This window comes from Endozoicomonas sp. 2B-B (assembly GCF_053470045.1).
Window position 1 is genome coordinate 786220 of the sequence record NZ_JBLZMU010000001.1, and the last position, 20497, is coordinate 806716.

Annotated in this window: 17 protein-coding genes; 9 read left to right on the forward strand and 8 right to left on the reverse strand. The window is 47.6% G+C overall.

Annotation, left to right across the window (positions count from 1 at the left end; genetic code table 11):
• Window positions 1–110: 110 nt before the first annotated feature.
• On the reverse strand, window positions 111–344 hold the full coding sequence (locus ACOMHB_RS03165) for a transposase (protein ID WP_448215467.1): 234 nt from the start codon (window positions 342–344) through the stop codon (window positions 111–113).
• A 97-nt stretch (window positions 345–441) separates the two neighbouring features.
• On the opposite strand from ACOMHB_RS03165, the gene ACOMHB_RS03170 reads away from it, so the two are divergent.
• From ACOMHB_RS03170 to ACOMHB_RS03185, 4 genes are all read left to right on the forward strand, one after another.
• Window positions 442–855: a helix-turn-helix domain-containing protein gene (locus ACOMHB_RS03170; RefSeq protein ID WP_448215468.1), complete on the forward strand. Its 414-nt coding sequence runs from the start codon at window positions 442–444 to the stop codon at window positions 853–855.
• 489 nt (window positions 856–1344) lie between these two features.
• Window positions 1345–1656 (forward strand): stress response translation initiation inhibitor YciH, encoded by a 312-nt coding sequence (yciH, locus tag ACOMHB_RS03175; RefSeq protein ID WP_448215469.1) that lies wholly within the window; start codon window positions 1345–1347, stop codon window positions 1654–1656.
• A gap of 314 nt (window positions 1657–1970) precedes the next feature.
• Window positions 1971–3347 carry a sodium-dependent transporter gene (locus tag ACOMHB_RS03180; RefSeq protein WP_448215470.1) on the forward strand — a complete coding sequence of 459 codons (1377 nt, stop codon included), beginning with the start codon at window positions 1971–1973 and terminating at the stop codon, window positions 3345–3347.
• Window positions 3348–3421: 74 nt separating this feature from the next.
• Entirely contained in the window at window positions 3422–3871 is a 450-nt protein-coding gene (locus ACOMHB_RS03185) for a YaiI/YqxD family protein (RefSeq protein ID WP_422136559.1), read from the forward strand.
• Window positions 3872–3936: 65 nt separating this feature from the next.
• Here ACOMHB_RS03185 and ACOMHB_RS03190 read toward each other — a convergent pair whose 3' ends face one another.
• Window positions 3937–4518, reverse strand: coding sequence for a DUF4276 family protein (locus tag ACOMHB_RS03190; protein WP_448215471.1), 582 nt, complete (start codon window positions 4516–4518; stop codon window positions 3937–3939).
• A gap of 262 nt (window positions 4519–4780) precedes the next feature.
• Here ACOMHB_RS03190 and istA point away from each other — a divergent pair, with 262 nt between their 5' ends.
• The gene (gene istA / locus ACOMHB_RS03195) at window positions 4781–6334 is read left to right on the forward strand and encodes an IS21 family transposase (RefSeq protein ID WP_448215045.1); all 1554 of its coding nucleotides are present in this window, start codon (window positions 4781–4783) and stop codon (window positions 6332–6334) included.
• Window positions 6335–6344: 10 nt separating this feature from the next.
• Window positions 6345–7103: an IS21-like element helper ATPase IstB gene (gene istB, locus ACOMHB_RS03200; RefSeq protein ID WP_448218584.1), complete on the forward strand. Its 759-nt coding sequence runs from the start codon at window positions 6345–6347 to the stop codon at window positions 7101–7103.
• An 82-nt stretch (window positions 7104–7185) separates the two neighbouring features.
• On the opposite strand, the gene ACOMHB_RS03205 is transcribed toward istB, so the two are convergent.
• The 3 genes from ACOMHB_RS03205 to ACOMHB_RS03215 form a co-directional block, all read right to left on the reverse strand.
• Window positions 7186–8436, reverse strand: coding sequence for an AAA family ATPase (locus ACOMHB_RS03205; protein ID WP_448215472.1), 1251 nt, complete (start codon window positions 8434–8436; stop codon window positions 7186–7188).
• A 155-nt stretch (window positions 8437–8591) separates the two neighbouring features.
• On the reverse strand, window positions 8592–10517 hold the full coding sequence (acs, locus tag ACOMHB_RS03210; protein ID WP_448215473.1) for an acetate--CoA ligase: 1926 nt from the start codon (window positions 10515–10517) through the stop codon (window positions 8592–8594).
• Window positions 10518–10937: 420 nt separating this feature from the next.
• A complete protein-coding gene (locus ACOMHB_RS03215) occupies window positions 10938–11540 on the reverse strand; it encodes an outer membrane protein (RefSeq protein ID WP_448215474.1) in 603 nt (200 codons plus the stop codon).
• A 217-nt stretch (window positions 11541–11757) separates the two neighbouring features.
• On the opposite strand from ACOMHB_RS03215, the gene ACOMHB_RS03220 reads away from it, so the two are divergent.
• From ACOMHB_RS03220 to ACOMHB_RS03230, 3 genes are all read left to right on the forward strand, one after another.
• Window positions 11758–13134, forward strand: coding sequence for an aspartate/glutamate racemase family protein (locus ACOMHB_RS03220; protein WP_448215475.1), 1377 nt, complete (start codon window positions 11758–11760; stop codon window positions 13132–13134).
• A gap of 292 nt (window positions 13135–13426) precedes the next feature.
• Window positions 13427–14305, forward strand: coding sequence for a hypothetical protein (locus ACOMHB_RS03225; protein ID WP_448215476.1), 879 nt, complete (start codon window positions 13427–13429; stop codon window positions 14303–14305).
• Window positions 14306–14451: 146 nt separating this feature from the next.
• The gene (locus ACOMHB_RS03230; RefSeq protein ID WP_448215477.1) at window positions 14452–16191 is read left to right on the forward strand and encodes a hypothetical protein; all 1740 of its coding nucleotides are present in this window, start codon (window positions 14452–14454) and stop codon (window positions 16189–16191) included.
• Between the two features lie 164 nt (window positions 16192–16355).
• Here ACOMHB_RS03230 and ACOMHB_RS03235 read toward each other — a convergent pair whose 3' ends face one another.
• The 3 genes from ACOMHB_RS03235 to ACOMHB_RS03245 are packed head-to-tail and all read right to left on the reverse strand — an operon-like array spanning window position 16356 to window position 20469.
• Window positions 16356–17648, reverse strand: a complete 1293-nt coding sequence (locus tag ACOMHB_RS03235; RefSeq protein WP_448215478.1) for a lysine N(6)-hydroxylase/L-ornithine N(5)-oxygenase family protein — start codon at window positions 17646–17648, stop codon at window positions 16356–16358.
• The gene (locus tag ACOMHB_RS03240) at window positions 17645–19453 is read right to left on the reverse strand and encodes an IucA/IucC family protein (RefSeq protein ID WP_448215479.1); all 1809 of its coding nucleotides are present in this window, start codon (window positions 19451–19453) and stop codon (window positions 17645–17647) included. The genes ACOMHB_RS03235 and ACOMHB_RS03240 overlap by 4 nt, the downstream gene beginning before the upstream one ends.
• Window positions 19450–20469, reverse strand: a complete 1020-nt coding sequence (locus tag ACOMHB_RS03245; RefSeq protein ID WP_448215480.1) for a GNAT family N-acetyltransferase — start codon at window positions 20467–20469, stop codon at window positions 19450–19452. Before ACOMHB_RS03245 ends, ACOMHB_RS03240 begins: the two co-directional genes overlap by 4 nt.
• Window positions 20470–20497 lie beyond the last annotated feature (28 nt).

The window sequence follows — 20497 nt, forward strand, 5'->3', positions numbered from 1 at the left end:
TAGTTCTGTTTTTTAACTTTTCCTGAAGCCGCAAAGCGGCTAAAAATGCTACCTACGCTTGAAAGAGTGCTCCCGCCGAGCTAGGCGGGAGGTGAATTTCATTCAGCCCCTTAGGGCTGATTCTGGTTCTCTATGTATTGTTTAATTACCTCCAGAGGGCCTCCGCCGCAGCCCCCAGCAAAGTACGATCTTGACCACAAAACCGGCTTTCGGTACGCACCTGCAATATCACAAAACTCCTGCCTTAATCGTCTGGATGAAACAGCTTTCAGACTGTTTATTAGTTTCGCAATGGCTGGCGTGTTGGGTGAATAAAACAATGTGGCAGTGCAAAGTATAAGCACTGTGTCGGCCTTTCTTTATTTCTTGCATACTAATGCTTGATATTCCATTTTATGCCCTCTAATTTAAGCATTAAAGATTAATGCACTGATTGCATCAATGAAGATTCTCAAGGCATATAAATTCAGACTGGAGGCAACACCAGAGCAGCATGTAAGACTCATGCAGCTTTGTGGCACAGCTCGCTTTGTCTGGAATAAAGCATTGAGCATCTGCAATGAAAAGTGGAAGTCTGGCGAAAAAATTCCGTCATCTTATACCATGCACAAGTGGCTTCCAGTATGGAAAAAAGATGAAGAAACGAGCTTTCTTACTCAGGGAAATGCCGTTGCCTTGCAGCAAAAAGTGAATGATCTTGGTGCGGCATGGAAACGTCACTTTGACGATCTGGCAAAACTCAAAGCCGGGAAAATCAAGGAAGTCCAGTTTGAAAAGCCATGCTTCATGAAGTCGGCATGGTATATGAGGCACCCGCCAAACTGGAGTGGATCGAGAATTGTTTTTCATTGTTGAGTAATATTCTTGGTGAAGGCTGTGTAGCCTATTTGACGGGTGCAAAGGCGCTGAACACACAAAGCGAGAAATCGGTGTTATCGACTAATCTAGGCTTTACGTCGATACTGACAAAGTCTTCACCCGACAAGCCTGAAGAGGACCTGCATATCTTTGGCCTGGTTAATCAGTTTACGGGTTACTTTGATGGCTACAGTGAGGCAGGACTTCAACCAAAACGATTCATCTGACACCCTCGCTGTCCTTTCGAGGGTGTCGCAAAACTGCAACCGCTCTTTCCTTCATTCCGCGTGGGAATTTTATCATCCTGAAAACCGGGCTCTGCAACTTGAGATAGCCTATGGTTTTTTGCGCTGGGACCGACAGAGCCGAAAAGCATGGCAGCTATATTTTTGCGACAGCCTCTGAAAGTGATGGGCTTTTTGCTCTTTCTGGTGAGATTGAGCAAGTCACGGAAAAAGGCTGGCTGAAAAGAGATTGAGGTGAAGAATGAGCAGCAAACTGGTTTATTCGACCGATAAGGGTCGCATCAAGGAAGAAAAACCCAAGGAAGAAGTGGGTGATGGCAACGTCCGTGTCCGCCCTGAAAAGAAAGGTCGTGGCGGTAAAGTGGTCACTGTGATCAGTGGCTTGCCTCTTGCGGGTAATGACCTCAAGGCTTACGCCAAAACATTGAAAAAGCGCTGTGGCGGTGGTGGTTCTGTAAAAGACGGCAATATCGAGCTGCAGGGAGATCATGTGGATGTCATGGTCGATGTGCTCAAGAAAGCTGGCTACGATGCCAAGCGATCTGGCGGTTAACTTCGACAAAAACTTCACGGAAAAAAACGCTCTTTTTTTTCCTGAAAGCGCCTTTTTTTGGAGAATTAAAAAATAATTCTCTCAATCTGTTTGTTTTGTATACACTGGATAAATGTTTTCTTTGAGATATAGACTCGGTCTTCGGGCTTTATGTTGTACATGTGTACTAAGTTCATGCAGTGCTCCGGGGAGATACAACGAATAAGGAAGTTTTTGTAAGGAAAATTTTTCATCCCGGATGGATGAGATTTTCTCGGTACAAATAGCCATGAGTGAAGGACATTATTTTTCATGGCATAAAAAGGTACACTTGAATGGACCATGAAAACACTGCGTACGAACAGACTCCGGAGAATGCTCCACAGTTTACATCCAGACTGGGTTTCTATCTTGCGGCTGTGGGCTCCGCTGTAGGTATAGGCAATATTTGGGGATTCCCTGCCCAGACTGCCGACAATGGTGGTGCAGCCTTCGTTCTAATCTACCTTTGTTTCTCTTTCCTCCTTGCCTGGCCGATGCTGGTAGCTGAACTGGTAATTGGCCGTTATGGTCGCTCAGACCCGGTTAGTACCCTCGCAAGTGTCAGCAACAGATCTTTTTTCAAGCTTCTGGGTAAGCTGACTGGCTGGGTTTCAACAGTCACAGTCCTGCTGATCTATACCTTTTACGCCATCATTTCCGGCTGGATCATCTGTTTTGGTCTGGCTCCCATAGCGGTGGCTCTGGGTCTGGACAGTCTGGCCACTTCACTGACTTCATTTAATCCTTTGCCCACCATGATAGCGGCCGGTGCATTCATGGTCATAGTAGCGGCCATTGTCTCCGGCGGTGTTGCTGATGGCATTGAGAAATGGTGTAGCCGTCTGATGCCAATGCTGGTGCTGCTGATTCTGCTACTGATCGGCTTTACCATGACACAGGAAGGAGCCCTGAAAGGTCTTCGGTATTTTGTGCTGCCTGATTTTTCCAAATTGCTGAATAAGGATCTTCTGATCAGTGCCCTGGGTCAGTCATTTTTCTCCATGTCTCTGGGGGTAGGCATCATGGTGGTTTATGGTGCCTACCTGACCCGCGATTGTAATATTCCGGTGATGGCTGCCAGTGTTGCCGTCACTGATACGCTGGTCGCAGTGATGGCCGGTTTGCTGATTATTCCGGGTATGTTTGTTGCGCTGAATCACGGAATTGATATCTACACCGCAGAGGGTGCTCTGAAAAGCGCCGACAAGCTGGTGTTTGATGTTTTGCCACAGCTCTTTCTTCAGTTTGGTTCACCGGGTATTTTGCTTTCCCTGGCCTTCTTTCTTTTATTAACCATTACCGCTTTGACCTCAGCAGTTTCGATTCTGGAAGTACCGGTAGCGGTTTTTCAGAGACGACTTCATGTCCGCAGGACTGCCAGCTCCTGGCTGATCTCGCTGATTACTTTCGGGGTTAGTGTCTGCGTGATGATCTGGTTTGATGTGCTCTTTGACTTTGTGGTCAACCTGACAACCCGCTATGCTATGCCTCTGTTAAGCCTGGTCGTCTGTATCTATGCGGCCTGGATATGGTCCAGAGATCAAAAACTGAAAGAACTGCAGAAAGGATATCCGGATATTGAGCACAGTCTTTTCTGGAAGATCTGGCCCTGGTACATCCGGTTTTTCTGCCCGTTCATGGTGATGGTCCTGATCTTTTTTACTTTTTGATGATAACCGGAATTCAGACCGAAATGGTATTAAGTACAGGTTCCTGATTTCCGGGTTAAGAGCTTTCTCACAGAATGAAAATTTGGGTTGATGCCGATGCCTGCCCGGTGGTGATCAAGGAAATACTATTCAGAGCCGCCGACCGAACCGAAACCCCACTGACTCTGGTGGCCAACCAGCCACTCAGGGTTCCGGGGTCACGCTTTATAAAATCCCTGCAGGTCGCCTCCGGCTTTGATGTGGCAGACAATGAGATTGTTAAAAGAGCCGAGTCCGGAGACCTGGTTATCACCAGCGATATTCCTCTGGCCGCCGAAGTGATTGAAAAAGGTGCTGCTGCGTTGAGTCCTCGCGGTGAACTGTTCACAGAAGACAATATTCGGGCAAGGCTGAACATGCGTGACTTCATGGATACACTTCGCGCCAGTGGTATTGAATCCGGCGGGCCTCCGGCACTGAGCCAGAGTGATCGCCAGCAGTTTGCCAACCAGCTGGATAAGTGGCTGGCAAAGGTTCAGCGCTGAGCGTTCATCATAAATTTGCTCGAAGGCATTTGACAAAATTCTGGAAGCTGGGAGATTGATTTTTATCAATATCCATATGCGGTGGGATCTTTTTGGACCATTCTTTCTTTCTTATCCAGAGAGAGTGGTCCTCTTTTCTTCTGGCTCAGGACGGAAGGTTCATCGGCCCTTGCAAGCATTTCCCACGTGCCACAAATACTATCCTGGACGTACTGTTCTAAAACAGATTTGCGTATGTTTGAATTAAAAGCCAATAATGCTTGGCGGTCACCGAGGTACCAGGCTTCCAGTTCCTCAACTGCAAATTCAAAGTCAGCAGTGAAGTTATTTTCACACCAGGCCAGTAAGCTGTTCAATTCTTCAGAAATAGCTGCTTGATTTTTGTCATCAAGATCCAGAAGAACAACTACAGCTCTATCTTCATTGGGTGCTTTGGAATATGCCCGTAGTTTTGCGGGCAGTTGGTGTAACAGTGTTGTATTTCTCGGGTCTGGACGCTGGAGTCGGTTTTCAGGGAGTTTTCCAATACCCCTGTGCTTATGAATTCTCCAAGTATTTGGTTGTTCATACTTTCCGACAATTTTAGGCATAAGAATCGACAAGGCTGTTAGCTCAGCTTGACCTTCAACCAGAATTTCAAAATGCATGCTTGGCTTCCTTATGCATATTCTGGCATCGCTTGAACACTGATTCTGCTAACTCTTGAACACCTATTCTGGCAGCACTTGAACACCCATTCTGTCAACTCTTGAACACTTTTTGGAGATTTCCAGAATTGCTGTTCAACTGCCCAGAATCCGTGTTCAAGCCTCCAGAATCTGAAACCTCTTCTTTCGGTAGATTATCTCTTACGCATTGATTTCCTTGAACTTTAGCCGCTGACCTTTCTAAACAGAAAGGACAGCAGCCATGCCAAATAACAGGATTTCCATGCGAAAACTTCAAGAAATACTTCGGATGCGCTTTGAGTGCCGCCTCAGCATCCGGCAAATAGCTCGCAGCACGCGGGTCAGTGTTGGCACTGTGTCCAACTACGTTCAGGCCTTTGAGCGGTCCCCACTCAGCTGGCCTCTGTCCTCCGATTGCTCTGAGGCTACCCTGGTGCAAACATTGTTCCCTGAGCCCCCACTGTCGAGCCGCCAGGGGCTGGTCGACCCGGACTGGGGCGTTATTCACCAGTCACTCAAGCGCAAGGAGGTGACCAAGCAAACACTCTGGGAGGAGTACTGCCAGGAGAGCACTCTCAATGCCTACAGCTACTCGCAGTTCTGTCACCGCTACAATCAGTGGCTGGGCTGCCAGAAACGTTCCATGCGACAGCATCACAAGGCGGGTGAAAAATTGTTTGTAGACTACGCCGGTCTTACGGTCCCTGTCGTTAATCCAAAGACCGGTGAGATCGCCCATAACGCCCAGATTTTCGTAGCGGTGATGGGAGCCTCTAACTACACCTACGCAGAAGCCACCCTATCCCAGAAGTCCGAAGACTGGCTGGGGTCTCATGTTCGGGCCTTTGAGTTCTTTGGAGGTATTCCAGCTGTCGTGGTACCAGACAACCTCAGGAGCGGTGTCAGTAAGACTTGCCGTTATGAACCGGACCTGAACCCGGCTTACCAACACCTGGCCAACCACTACCAGGTGGCGGTCATTCCAGCTCGGCCCTACAAGCCCAAGGACAAGGCGAAAGCCGAAGTGGGTGTGCAGTTGGTTGAACGCTGGATACTGGCCAGACTTCGTCATGAGACCTTCTTTACCCTGGCAGAACTGAACAGTCGTATACGGGAGCTGTTGACTGAACTCAACCTTAAGCCCTTTCAAAAACTGCCAGGTACACGACGAAGTACCTTTGAGCAACTGGACGAACCCGCTTTGCGACCTTTGCCCAAACAGGCCTTTGAGTACGCTGAGTTCAGCAAAGCCAGGGTGAACATTGACTATCACATTCACTGTAAAGGCCATTACTACTCAGTGCCTCATCAGCTGGTCAAGAAAGAGGTGGAAGTTCAGGCAACAGAACATACGGTCACTGTCTTCTGCAAAGGTGAAGTTGTGGCCTGTCACCCCCGTAAGTTCACAACCGGTTTTACCACTCAATCAGCCCATATGCCTGAACGACATAGCAAGCACCAGGAGTGGACACCGGAACGACTGCTGGAGTGGGCAAAACAGCTGGGCCCCGATGTTCACTGGATAACTCAGTATCTGTTGAACAGTCGTGAGCATCCGGAGCAGGCTTATCGGTCTTGCCTGGGGTTATTGAACCTCAAACGGGATTACGGAGCTGACCGGTTAAACAATGCTTGCGCCCATGCCCGGAAAATCAAAGGTTACCGACTCAAGAATATCCGGGCGATCCTGCAATCAGGTAAAGACAAACAGGCTCTTCAACCTGAGGTGAAACAAACGACACTACCTCTTCATGACAGCCACGAAAATGTTCGTGGTGCAGCCAGCTATCAGTAACCGGAGACGTATCATGATGAATCAAACTCTGAACCGTCTGCGGTCACTGCGCCTGACAGGCATGGCCGATGCCCTGGCTCAGCAACTGGAGCAGCCCGGCACCTACGACAGCCTGAGCTTTGTGGAGCGGCTGGCCCTCCTGACAGAACAGGAAGAGACCGAGCGCAATAACAAACGTCTTGCCCGGTTACTGAGGGCGGCCAGGTTTAAGCTGGCTGCACGGGTAGACGACATTGACTACGAACATCCCCGGGGGTTGAAGAAAGTCCAAATAGCCACACTGTCCAGCGAGGACTGGTTAAACAGGCACAGGAACCTGCTGATTACCGGACCTTGTGGCAGTGGTAAAAGTTACCTGGCTTGTGCACTGGGACACCGGGCCTGCATACAGGGTTACAGTGTCCGCTATTACCGACTCTCGCGCTTACTGGAAGAGCTGAGCCTTGCCCATGGTGATGGCAGCTACAGCAGGCAACTCAAGCAACTGGCGAAGGTGGATTTGTTGATACTGGATGACTGGGGGCTGGAACCTCTGACCCAGCAGCAACGCAACGATTTACTGGAAGTGATGGATGACCGTCACGAACAAAGTTCAACGTTGGTTACCAGCCAGCTACCGACCCGGCAATGGCATGGCAGCATCGGTGATGAGACTCTGGCAGACGCCATTCTGGATCGCCTGATGCACAACGCCCACAGGATTACGCTGAAAGGGGAATCCATGCGCAAGAAGCTGGGAAAACTGGAAACACTTGAACACTTGGACTAAAAATCAGACTGGGTGATGCGTAGGAGATCCAGGGTGTTCAAATGAACCAGAATGGGTGTTCAAGCTGACCAGAATACGCACCTTACAAACGACCATCGATATGATCGCTGTACCAGAGGCTGCCAAGGGGTATCCCCTCCTCGACCATTGCAACCACTTCGGGATAGTTGGAAGCTCGAGTTAAAGTTGAAAAACCATCATGTTGCTTTTCAAGAATCCAGACTTCTTCAGGCATCAGTGAATCAACAAGATACGGCTGATGAGTTGTTACAAACAGCTGTGAGTCACCTTTTTTGCCGCTTGCACTCGCCCTGAACTCCTCTACCAAAGTGTCTAAAAGTTTATGGTATAGTCCATTTTCTGGTTCTTCTATACAGATAAATGGAGCAGGGTCTGGATCTTCCAGCAGTAACATGTAAGCAAAAAGCTTTAGTGAACCATCAGAAACCTGTTGTGCATAAAAAGGAGTGTCAAAACCTTCGCTCCAGAATCGGAGCAGTAATCGACCATCTGGAGAAGGCTCAGTATCAATGTTCGTTATGCCTGGTATCTTATCAGCAATTTCATTGAGTACATTTTTGAACTTTTTGGGATGCTCTCGTTGCATGTATTGCACGAAATTACCAAGATTATCACCAATACGATTCAGGTGTTTTTGAGGTCCAGCTCTGGGAATATCCCTGGCAGCGTCAGGTGTAAAATAAGATAAATACCAACTTTCTATAAATTTTCTGAATTTCGCAATTCTTGGATGATCCTTCAGGTTTCCAAGCGTCGCTATACCAAGCCTGTGGGCTCCTTCAAGGTTTATTTGTTGGTTTTCATTGGTTTCTTCTTTTAGATAGTCGTCAGGCTTTTCACTCTCGGCAAGAGCCGCTCCAGACCAAACCTTACCAGACCCATTATTCAGCTCCAGAAAAGGGAATGGCCAGCCTGTTTTTTGGCCTCTGCGTCTTTGTCTGAGTCGCTCGCTGGCAACTATAGGTCTTCCATGACGATCAGTACCAATAGATAATTCATACGTGATAGGGCGTTCGTTTGAGGATTCTCTATAGTAGATTTCAAACTCGATGTTATTATCCGATCCTCCTGACCTGAGGCGTTCAAATCCACCTCGTCCATTTCTATGACATGCCTCATCAACGCCGAATTTCAGGCAATCTGCAAGAAAACCAAAAGCATCGAACAAAGAGCTTTTTCCAACGCCATTCTTGCCTACTACGACTATCAGAGGGGTAAGTGACTTTCGTTGTCTATCCTGCCAGGTTTTTCCAAGAGTCACATCTCGTAATGATCTGAAGTTACGGATTTTAATACCTTCAATAAGTGCCATAGTCCATGAACTCTAACTGTAGTGAGACATTTTTTTTGGAATTCTAGATGAATAGAAATACAAATATAGTTCTATGAAATTAAAACTATGTCTAATTCAAGCCTCCCTTCAGAAACAAACTAATTCGATCAAAAGGGAGTATTGAAACACAGCTTTTAAGTGGCACTCAACAGCTGCTTGACCACCGCCGGATCAGCCAGTGTACTCAAGTCACCCAGATTATCTTTCTCGCCCTGGGCCAGTTTACGCAAGATGCGTCGCATGATTTTGCCAGAGCGGGTCTTGGGCAGGGCAGGGCATGGGTGAAGTATCTCCGGGCGAGCGAATGAGCCGATTTCACTTGCTACCAGATTTGAAAGTTCCTCCATCAAGTCATCGTTGATTTCAATACCGTCCATGGGTGTCATGAAGGCATAAACAGTTTCACCCTTCACTGGGTGAGGAACCCCCACTACGGCTGCTTCTGCAATCGCCTTATGCAATACCAGGGCGCTTTCTACTTCTGCCGTGCCCAGTCGGTGACCCGCAACATTAATTACATCATCCATTCTGCCTGTGATCTGGTAATAGCCATTTTCATCCCTGCGGGCTCCGTCTCCCGTGAAGTAATAACCCGGATACTGGCTGAAGTAAGTGTCAATTGCTCGCTGATGATTGCCATAGACGGTTCTGATCTGGCCCGGCCAGGAACCGGTGATCACCAGACTCCCCTGACCAGGTCCGACAACCTCGTTACCCTCATTATCCAGAATGGCAGTACGGATGCCCAGGAAAGGCCGTGTTGCATACCCGGGTTTTAATGCGGTGGCTCCCGGCAAAGGTGTAATCATCATGCCACCCGTTTCTGTTTGCCACCAGGAATCAATAATGGGGCAGCGTTCTTCCCCCACGACCTGGTAGTACCAGTGCCAGGCTTCCGGATTAATGGGTTCGCCCACGGTTCCCAGAATTTTAAGACTGGCTCGTGAAGTTCGTTTAACGTATTCATCCCCCTTGGCCATCAGAGCCCGGATTGCGGTGGGCGCTATATAGAGTGTATTCACCCGGTGGCGATCTACAATTTCCCAGATTCTTGAAGCATCGGGCCAAAAGGGGACACCCTCATACATGACCATAGTGGCACCGTTGGATAAAGGACCATAGGCAATATAGGAGTGGCCGGTAATCCAGCCTACATCAGCACCACACCAGAAAATGTCACCTTCGTGGTAATCAAAAACATAGTGAAATGTGACCGTAGTATGAAGCAGATAACCCGCTGTGCTGTGGAGGACACCTTTAGGTTTTCCGGTGGAGCCGGAAGTATAAAGAATAAAGAGGGGATCTTCAGATTCCATGATCTCAGGTTCACAGGTAACGGGCTGGCCTGTTGTCAGCTCCTGATAAGAAATGTCGCGTCCTTCCTGCCATTCAATCGTCGCTCCGGTTCTCTCATAAACCACTACAGTAGTGACATCAGGACATTCTTCCAGAGCTTCATCGGTATTCTTTTTGAGAGGGATATGTTTCCCTCCCCGAACGCCCTCATCAGCAGTGATCACTGCCCGGCAGCCACAGTCGAGAATACGGTCACGGAGGGAGTTTGAAGAGAAACCGCCAAAGACTACGGAGTGGACAGCGCCAATGCGTGCACAGGCAAGCATGGCATAAACGGCCTCAGGAACCATGGGCATATAGATGCAAACTCTGTCCCCCCGGTTGACACCTCGCGCCTTCAAGCCGTTGGCCAGCCTGCAGACCTCATCATGAATCTCCTGATAGGTAATTTTACGCTGCAGCTCAGGCGTATCACCTTCCCAGATAATGGCTACCCGGTCGGCGCGATTTTCCAGGTGTCTGTCTATACAGTTGACGCTGGCATTCAGCTGTCCACCTTTAAACCAGCTCACTTCACAGCTGTTGAAGTCGCCTTCATAAATGGCATCCCAGGGGCGATACCAGTCCAGATAGCGTTCAGCCTTTTTACCCCAGAACGCTTCCGGATTCTCCAGAGAATAGTGATAGAGCGCCTGATATTTTTCTTCGCTCATCCACGAGTCTTGAAAAGCCTCGGAAACCGGGTAGATCGTTGCCTGGGTCATGGCCTCTCACCTGCCTCGTTTTTATAAAGTTAACCCAGTATAGAAGTGAGTGCGTTTGCGGGCATTATATCCTGGCTTTTTTGACCATCTCCTTGAAAGGGGCAAGCGACTGACATCCTCCCCTACCTGAATAGGGTGTCGCAAAAGTAGTAAAAAGCGTAAGTTACAGGAAGTAGATGAGCATGTTGGGCCACTTTTTAACTAAACTCGGGAAATTCTCCATCCAGACCTCCAAAGGCCCGGGCGACCCCGTCGCTACGCTTCCGATGAGAGGTTATGGACAGAGAATTTCGCCCTTTCCGTTAAATGCAGCGTCCAGGGATCCTATCGTCTTTTTCAGAGTCCTGAAAATGATCAAGCTGCAACATTAACTTACAGTCGGCTTGTCTGGTTTTCGGTTGTTTGTTTATTCAGAAACTGTCAGAAACTATAGATGGCACTGAGAGACATCGAATGCGCTTCAGGTTTGTTTTCTACTTCAGCTCCATAGTCATAATCAATATCATCGAACTGGCTATATCGGTATTCAGCCCTGAGTGACAGGGGGAGACCGGCTTCATTTTTAAATTCGACACCGAAGCCACCATGCCAGCCGCTAACCTTGTCATCCCCTTTATTCCCGTGAGAGGTTTTAGCTTCTGACTTTAATTTACTCATTCCGAAACGACCATAGACGTTTACACTCTCAGTGTAAGCGTGGCCTATAATCAGGCTTGCACCATATTCATCTTTAAACCGGACCTCTTCTTCAAAGGAACTCAACTTATACTCAGCCTTGGTTGTGTGGTGGTTATATTCAGCTTCCAGTCCCACATACATAGCACGGTCAATAGGGAAGTTATAACCGACAAAAGCACCATAGATACTCCCCTGATTACCAAAAGAATCAATCTTCAGTGATCCGTACTCCATCTTACTGTTGATTGATTCATAGCCAGCTTTAGCGCCAATATAGAAACCCTCTTCAGATGCAAGCGCAGAACCTGCAAAGGTCAGGGCTATAGCTATCATGATTATTCTCATAATTACCTTCCTCAGTGTTGTTGACTAAACACCGCCATAAGTATGTGCTACCTGAATCTCAGTGTGGTTTTTTTACATTGCAACGCAGTCAGAGTGCCTGAACAATAAGTCAGAAAATATGATTTCGTATGGTTGAGTACCTCATCGTTTCTGATAAAGATAATTCCCTTCAAGCCGAGAAAATTACAGGAGAAAATAAGCCGGGACACAAGGCAGCATGAAAATTGGTTCTCAAAAAAGCATGCCTTCGAACCCAGTCGAAAAGGTTAGTAGAAAGTCTTCAGCAAAGGCAAGCAGGGGCCACACCAAAGGACGCAGCGTCACAACAACCGCTCTGGTAAAGCCACCATATCTATCCCTTGGTGAAAAAGCAAAATCTTCAAATATCGTTCAGGCATTGAGAACGGTATTTTCCTTTGGATTAATAAAAGATCGAAATATTACGGTCGTTCAACCTGATGGCACCAAGCTCAAACAATCCATTAGCATCAACCAACTGGCCAGAGAAGGATACATTAGCGTTGACCAGAAGGCACAGTTGCTGGCTTTTCAAAGCAGTAAAGAGCGAGGAGAGAAACTGGCGGCAATCCTGCAAGAGGTTGATCAGCAACTGTTGTCCACTAAGCCGCAAAAGAGTGAAACTGAGCATGACTGGACCCGGCGAGTGATTGCCGAACACAGTATTCAGCCAGGAAAAAAATACTGTCAACAACGGATCAGTCTTGAAATAGAGCCTGACCAGATAAGCTATTACAACGATCTACAGCAAACCATCGCAAAGCTCATCCCCAAGGAAAGCCAAAGGCCAACCATCGACCTTCATATCGTTGGTAAATCCGCTCGAAAAAACAATTGCCAACATAGCCAGCTGGGGGTTCTTGGCGGTATGGGTCCGCTGTCAGATGCCAAAATAGTGACCAGAGCTTTGGATGATTTTTTCACAAAAGGAGGAGATAAAGATCATCTGGTAATGAACCTGTTTTCCTGCCCACCACCCCGGACCTTGTGGGAAGTGATCGCCAGTGGTTCCAGCTTCATAGATAACATTCGAACATTTGCAGCCCGTCGGCACCGGAGCTACGTAATAGCCAGTAATGCGGCACATGCCAAATGCTCCACATTAAAAAAACTGGGCATAAAGCCACTTTTGCATCTGGTGGATCAGATAGCGAGCAGAATTGCAAAAGATCAGGTGCCCTCTAAAAACACGACGACATTGGTTCTGGAAACGACACAAGCTTATAAAAACAAACTTTATTCTCTGACTCTCAGGCAGCAGGGGGTAGATTCGATTAACCTGTCACAAACTGACCAGAAAGTTTTGCAACAGCTGATAGATCATACAAAGAGAACGGGGGGGAGCGATAAGCAGGAGGAACTGTCTTCGATAATCCGTCAATACGTCAACAGTGAGAGAAAGGCGGGCAGGGTAGTGGGGCACGTGCTGTTAGGTTGCACAGAGCTACCAATGGCTCTGGGTAAAGAAAAAATGGAAGAACTTGAAGCAGAGTTACCGGTTAACCTTGTGAATACGGAAGCCGTATTCGCCGAAATATTCGCCGATAAGCTAACTGAGGCACAAACTGAGGCATAAATAGAGTATGTGCATTATGTGAATTGAGACAGAAGCACAGGAGACTGTAATTTAAGTTTTGTAAACGCTCCTGAAGGTCAAAATAGCGGTAGTTGATTGATAGTTCCATGGCATGAGTCATCCGGTCAATGAGGCCGCTTTGAAGGATGGTTTCGCGTAGTGGCAGAATTTCAAAGTCAGATGATAGCTCTCCAATGTTGAAATCTGACCGAATGTTTTTTCATGTGAGGGGTTGAAAACCGAGCTAACCTTAAGACGCTTAACTCTCCTAAGGTTTAAGGAGTTCAAGCTCATGAATCACGCAAACTTTTTTAAAAGCCTTTTATTGCTCGTGCTGTCGTGTTTCGTAGGGATGCAAGTGGCTAGTGCGGAGCTTAACAGTCACGCTAACGAACACGCCGGCGTCCCCTTGTCTGTGTATAGTGCTAACTGCCCCCACGACCAGATATGCACTGGCGATATCGTGCTAATTGGCATGGCTGATTTCAGTGCGTATAGTGATATTACTGTGGTCCATACTATGGTTCATGTCGCCGAGAACGCATATGACCTGTCAGAAGGTTACACTCAGATGGCCAGCATCGGATCGTTCTTAAATGGTTTCTACTATCGGGTAAAACCCGGTAAGACTTATTACTTCAGGGCTACCTACTCCTACAGAGAATCAAGTGGTCACTTGGGACGCGTCACCCGGGATGTATATTTTAAATCCAGAGATGATTCCCACAATCCGGGCGGTTACGGTGAAGATGGACCCATATACGCAGGCGATCCTGAAACCATAGGGCTTCCGTCGATACCAAAATGCCATCGTGGAACGGCAGGGGAATTCTGTGCCAACCAGGTAGTGCACATATTCTGGAATAATGATCGTGGTAAGGAGGCACGCGTAATTGATGTTGACCTTTACATTGACGGCCAACACACCAAACACGGTGACGGACCCTACTATGGAGGCCATTTCCAGGACTTCTACTATGTACTCCCTGACTCGAAATACAGCGGAGCACCGGTGAGTTTCCAGGTTACTTGGAAAGTTTGGGGCTGGGACTCCTCTGCTCATTATGAAAACTCGCAAATACTGGTAAGCAAATATACGCCAGAACGGGCCTCCGCATGCAAACTACATGACCATTGGCTGAAATGCCAAGATCGTTCATCTGGTCGCTAGCTTATAAGTACTCAGCCATACGGAATTGGCTCGTTCCCACTAAACATGGGAACGAGTCAATTAAAGAAGTTATCCCAGAGTCAGGAAAATCTGAGCTTTTTGTCTAGAATAATCCTTTTTCTTCTATTTGAGCTTGGTTATCAATAATGAAGAATATGTGCTGTGTCTTTATTTATGGCAGCATTATTTTGTCAGCTGGCAGTCAGGCTGCAATTTCTTACGTTTCGTCAATGATCTCTGGCGTTGGCATTGAGGCGATTTTTTCCTCTTTTTTATCCGACCCTATTCGTTTGCCCAAGACTAAGGTTGTTCCGCTTTTGTTGTTTCAGAAGGGAAAAAAAGGTTCGATAGTCAGTTCGACTGTCTCTGAATTGGGAGGATTACAGCCAGATAAAGGAACGGTGTTTTCTGCCTATCCATTCGAATTAAACCGTTTTGGCAACGAAAACAGGGAACAGTCTAAAACCGATGTTAAATTACCATCACCGCAGCATAAGCGACAAAGTAAAAAGCAAAGTAATAAAGGGCAGAGTAGTTCTGGCTATTCAGATTCCTCAAGCTCTGGTGCAGCATCAGCATCAGCTTTCGGAAACGATGAGAGTTATGTCAGGCATCTTGAAAAACTGAAAGAAATACTTAAGGCTGCTGAAAAGTCATTGAAAACAATGGATCAGAAAAAAAATATTGATGACTTTTATGCAGAATTGCAGGAATTGTATCGGGCAAACCCCAATCTTTTGGAAGAAAAAGGTTTCCTGGAGAGCAAGGAATACCGTTGGAAAGGGATTCTGAGGCTGCTTCAGCTTCATTTTCCCGGAAAGCTGGAAAAAGGTGAATTGACACATATTTCATTAGACTATCCTGCGTTTAAGACATTGCCAGCAGTCTTAATCAGATTATTTACCGAAGTTGTGCTCCCTGAGTCTGAGTTACCTGAAGGGTTGCCCAACTATGAGCCAGCTGACAGACTTGTGGGTACTGCCAAGCGGAACATTATAAAACTCATGAATGTTTATCTTGGTTCCCATCAGTGTCTTCGTCAGCTACTTGCATTGTTCATAACCCAGCTGCCATTCATTACTGTAGAAGAACCAAAAAATTATGTTTTTCAGGATAAAACAGGTCATGTCAGTGTTGTTTCTACCAGGAGAAATAGTGAAGGGCATTATCAGTTTTTTTTCGTTGATAGTTTGAGTACTTTTAAGCGCCTCCAGGCAGAAAAAACTTATTCACCCATGTCGCATTTTGTCGGTTTAGCGTTGACGCTGGCGATAAAATATCACGGCTTCACTGATTCCCGTTTTTATTTTCTGCCTCGACGTCAGGTTACTGACTTTGGTTGTGAGTCATTTATGATGCACGATTTGGAAACATTGTTGGAATTCCCTGTCTTGGATCAAAACGTTTATTATGCGGACAAAGAATCCCTTACTAAAGATATTACAATGTCGTTTTTTTTGCAGATAATGTATCTGGAGTCGGCCAAACAATTGGGTCGATTAGTAATCAATGGTGAGATTAAGGACTTTATCGAAACAGCAGACAAACCTGCCTTTGATGCGCTGGACCTCGACTTCTTTATTGTTATGGCGCTCCGAACCTGGAAGGAATCGGGGTTGGAACCAGATTTGGTTCAATTGTATCAGTTACGCCAGTTTCCTCTGAGGTTTGCACACCTGACCCAGGGACAGCAGAACCTGAATCGGTTGCTGGAGCAATTTCCTGAAGAACGTCAAAAGGAGGTGAAGCAGGTGATCGATGAAACTCGGGGCCTGTTAACCGTCGATGGAACTCTCCGTAACAAGGTGAACCTGGCTGCTACTCTGCTGTGGATGAAATTGAATATTGAGCTGTTGGACAGGAGCTGCCCGGAGCAGAAAAAATAAATCAGCGATGGCCGCAGTTATTGTTGATAACAAATACAGTCGCGCGCCGACGGCTCGTCGGGTGGAGGGGCGAAGCCCCGGAACGAAATGGATGCATTTGTTACATGGCGATTTTAAATCTACAAAATAATTACCCGTCTTTTTCAGGGTCGTTGAAGACAAATTTACCACCCAATCAAACTGCCTGGTTGACTGATTGAGAAAACTTCCCGCTTTGTCAGATCATTGATGATGCTTGCTGATCGCCAGGCGGTCAGACTCAGTTGTGGCTCTGCAATACCATGACTGTGCAGACCTGCGTTGACGGCATAAATGCGTCTGTTGTCCGGACCATCCCAATCAACGGCAAAGCTGGAAGAAAGTTTGAAACGCTGGTGTTCGTCAAGGTTCAATCTGGACTGAATTGGCTCCAGATAGCGGGGCAGTATATTCTGAAAACCTGTACAAAGAATGACGATATCAGCAGAGAGCACTTCATCCTCTGAAGACAGCGAATTGGTCAGCTTGAGATCGTAAAAGCCACTCGAAGATTCAGATATGGCCGTGAGGGTCCGGTCAGGCAGCAGTTTCCAGTTTACCTGACTCCGGGACAAGTAGGTGCGGTCATAAAGTTCCCGGTAGATTTCCAGCAGGTATGCAGGCGTAATGCCGTCGCTGGCCAGCTTCTGATATTTGACAATGGTTTCTTTTTTTTCCTCAGGCAGGGATAAAAAGCGGCTAACGTAGCCGGGCGTAAAATATTCATTGGTAAATGGACTTTCATCCAGAGGCTCAAAGCTGGCCCGGCGGGAAATCCACTGAATCTCATCAGCTTTACCCCATTGTTCACGCAGACAGTTAAGGAAGACTTCTGCACCCGTCTGGCCGCCCCCAATAACGGCAACCTTTTTGTTGCGAAGATCAGGCTGGCGGATCATCAGTTCGCTGGCATGGAAGCAATGCCTCCCCACCAGAGCTCGAGCGCAATCAGGTATGCAGGGTACTTTGCCTGTTCCCAGACATAGATTACGAGCTTTAACCTTCTCCTTGTCCGAGCGCAGCACGAAGCTATCCTCTTCAAAGCTGACTTCCCTGATCTGCGAGTCAAACTGCAAAGACTCCAGGTTTTCTGCGACCCAGTTCATGTATTCGACAAATTCGCTGCGGCTGATCACCATCTTTTCAGTGGCTAAAAAAGAATAAAACCGTCCCTTTTCCACCAGGAATGACAAGAAAGACCAGCGACTGGTGGGTTGTACGGCAGTTACCAGATCTTTCAGGCAGGAAGTCTGCATATGAGCACCAGGCAACATAAGCCCCGGGTGCCAACCGAAGGCGGGTCTTTTGTCAAAGAAACGGACCTTTAGCTCGGGAAGACTGTCCAGCAGTGCTGCAAGACTCAGGTTGAACGGGCCAGATCCCAGTCCGGCCAGATCCAGAGGGGCGGTTTCATCTTGGTAGTGTGTAAAGTTCATCATTCTTCCCTGAGTGTTATTGCCAGAGGGTTTTTGAGAGGGGTTCCCAGTTCTGGCAGAGGACGTTCGCTGGTGTCGCCATAGCCGAGTTTGAAACGAACCCGGTTCAGACAAACCCGGGCCATTTCCGGTGTGAACAGATCAAACAGTTTGAAGCGATCTTCCAGTTCGGGATGTGCCTTTATATACGACTTAAGTTGTTCACCCAGTAACTGGTAGAAACGGGACTCGGAAAAGCCTTTTTCAGCCAGACAGGCAGAGATAAAGCGAAGAACGGTCACAAAGTGACCGGTCTGCAAGTCGTGAATAAGGTGAGCAGCAGGCAGGCGGGCAGTGACTGAACGGGCGTAATCACTCAGAGTGTCAAGTTCAGGGAAGTCCTGATCGATCAGTCTCAGGTCACCCTGAAAATCCTTCAGCGCTACTCTGACTGGCAGATGATTATCCAGAACCAGAGTAATATTCTGGCCATGAGCCACCAGACCAACACCGTATTTACACAGCAGGTGATAAAGAGGAACCACCACCACATCAAAAAGCTTTGATAACCACTGTTCTGTTGTTAATCCCGAACGATGAATATACTCGCAAATCAATGGGTAGCCATAGCCGTCTTTCTGGAACAGGGTAGAGATCAGGATAGCCCGTTCCGATTCTGCGGTTTTAGCGTGAACACTCTGGCGCCAGATGCAGCCCAGCATTTCATGATAACGATAGGGAGCATCCGCTATCTGTTGGAACTGAGGGTTTGGATAAAAAGCCCCGGCAGGCTCTTCCAGAATAATGGTTCTGCGGTTGCACAGGGTTGGATCAGACGCAGCTATTTCAGAGAGCCAGCTCGAAACCATGGGACCTGCCTGGATATATCGACCGGGAATACCCCGGTAGCAGGAGGTATTTAAAATGGAGAGTGGCAGTTTGATGTTCAGTTGCTCTGGTCGCTTCTTATTGGACAAAGTTCGAAGAGACTGTTGTGGAAGCATGGGGTCTCCATAGCTTCCCAGATGAACGATGTGACCTGCAGCAATTTCAGAAGCGAACAGGTTGACCAGACGGTTGCGCCATTGCCAGGGGTGCACCGGCATAAGGAAAAAGTGGCTTGAATCAATATTTAGTTGACGACAACGGACGTTCAGTTCTGCCTGCTCCCTGCTGTTAAGAACAGCGCTGATCAGATCATTTTCCTGAAGGTCGACGGCCAGAGAGAGCCTACAGTTTTCACGGCTCAATGCCACCCACTCAAGTTGGATTTCGGGCAGAAACTCAGTGGCGTAATCCTGATAATCCTCCTGTCCCCAGCCGAGGCGTCCTTTGCTGACGGTGACTTTGGGATGGCCATCCAGATAACATTGCAGTTCGTCATCCTCCAGCTCAATCAGTTCGGCTGCACTTTTCTGGTGATAGTTTTTCTGAACCTGTACCTCGGCCATCAGCGTATTGGCCAGTTCTTCGAGGAAGTTTGCCAGTGTTGCTGAGTCCAGTCCCAGCTCCTCCCTGGCGTCTATAAAAAACTGACTGACTTCCAGTGCTGAGTGGATGCAACTGTCCAGATAGCTACGGGAAATGGATGCAGTATCCACTATTAATTGATCCCAGATGGTTCTCCAGGCATAAAAGCGATAGTTCACGCCGCTTTTCAGTTCAAGGATAAACAGTCCGCCACTCACTTCTTCAGGAGCAATTGCTTTGGGGATGATGGCTTCTTCCCAGCTCAGCTCACTGAGTGTTTTTGCTAACAACCGACGGTTAGCTTTCTGCCAGAACTCAAGGCACTGATTGACAGGTAAAGCCGTAACAGCCTGATTCATAACCGGATCTCCTGGAAGAAACTCTCCCGGTAACAGTTGACCAGTGCCGCACGTTTGTGAGGGAAGTCAAACTCTTTGACCAATGACCAGCCAGCGGGACTCAACAGCTTCAGCAATCTCTTGTTGTCAGCTCTGGGCTCTCCCACCAGACGAGTCGTTCGGGGCTCGTCCAGGAACAGGAAGTGAGTAATGCACTTTGTCCAGCTGTTGGAATATCTCTCGCCCAGAAATTCCAGATTCCCTACCAGAAGGTGAAAGCCACGATCCCAGGGCTGGCAATCGTAGTAGGGAGCAATACGGTCTTCCAGAGCCCAGTAGAGTTCGAAATACCCGAAAGGCACACCGTTGATGCACCCGATCATTGGCCAGGCTCTCCGGTCTTTCAATGCTGACTGAAGATAGGCTGTCAGCTCTTCCCGGCTCTGGGCCATCTCCCAGAACTCTGCGACACGAGGCTGATTCATCCATTCATGGAAGAGATCAAGATCCTGGTCCGGATCAAGGGTTCTGAAGGAGACAGTGAGGTCATTTTGATACTCATAACGCTTATAAACGACACCTTTAGGCTGTTCCTGACGAAGTGGATGCGTGACAGCTTTTTCGTTTTCAGTCCAGATTTCAGGTATCGTCTGATGATCTCTCTGATAGTGCCAGAGTGTTCGGTCCTGATAGAGGCCTGAGCGATAACAGGTAGCTTCCTTTGAGCTTTCTTTATGGCTGTGTATCAACTGATTATCTTGAAGCCTTTCAGCCAACGAAGCTGCAACCTGAATTTGGAAGAGATCCGGATTGCGGGAAAACAGGTAATCCAGACTGGCTGCAATAAGGTGATTGGGTACATTCTCAGGGAGATCGGATTCGTTAGCTGCAGTTATTAAGGCACCATCCTGTTGCGAGATTTTTAACAGCAGAGATTGATTGTTGTCATGCACCGTCAGGCTATTGGATGACAGTAATTGCAGAGAAATCTTGCAGTCTGATGCCCCTGGTAGGGTAATCGTTGTTATTTTAGTCATTGCTCTTCCGTAAGAGTGAGTCTGAGTA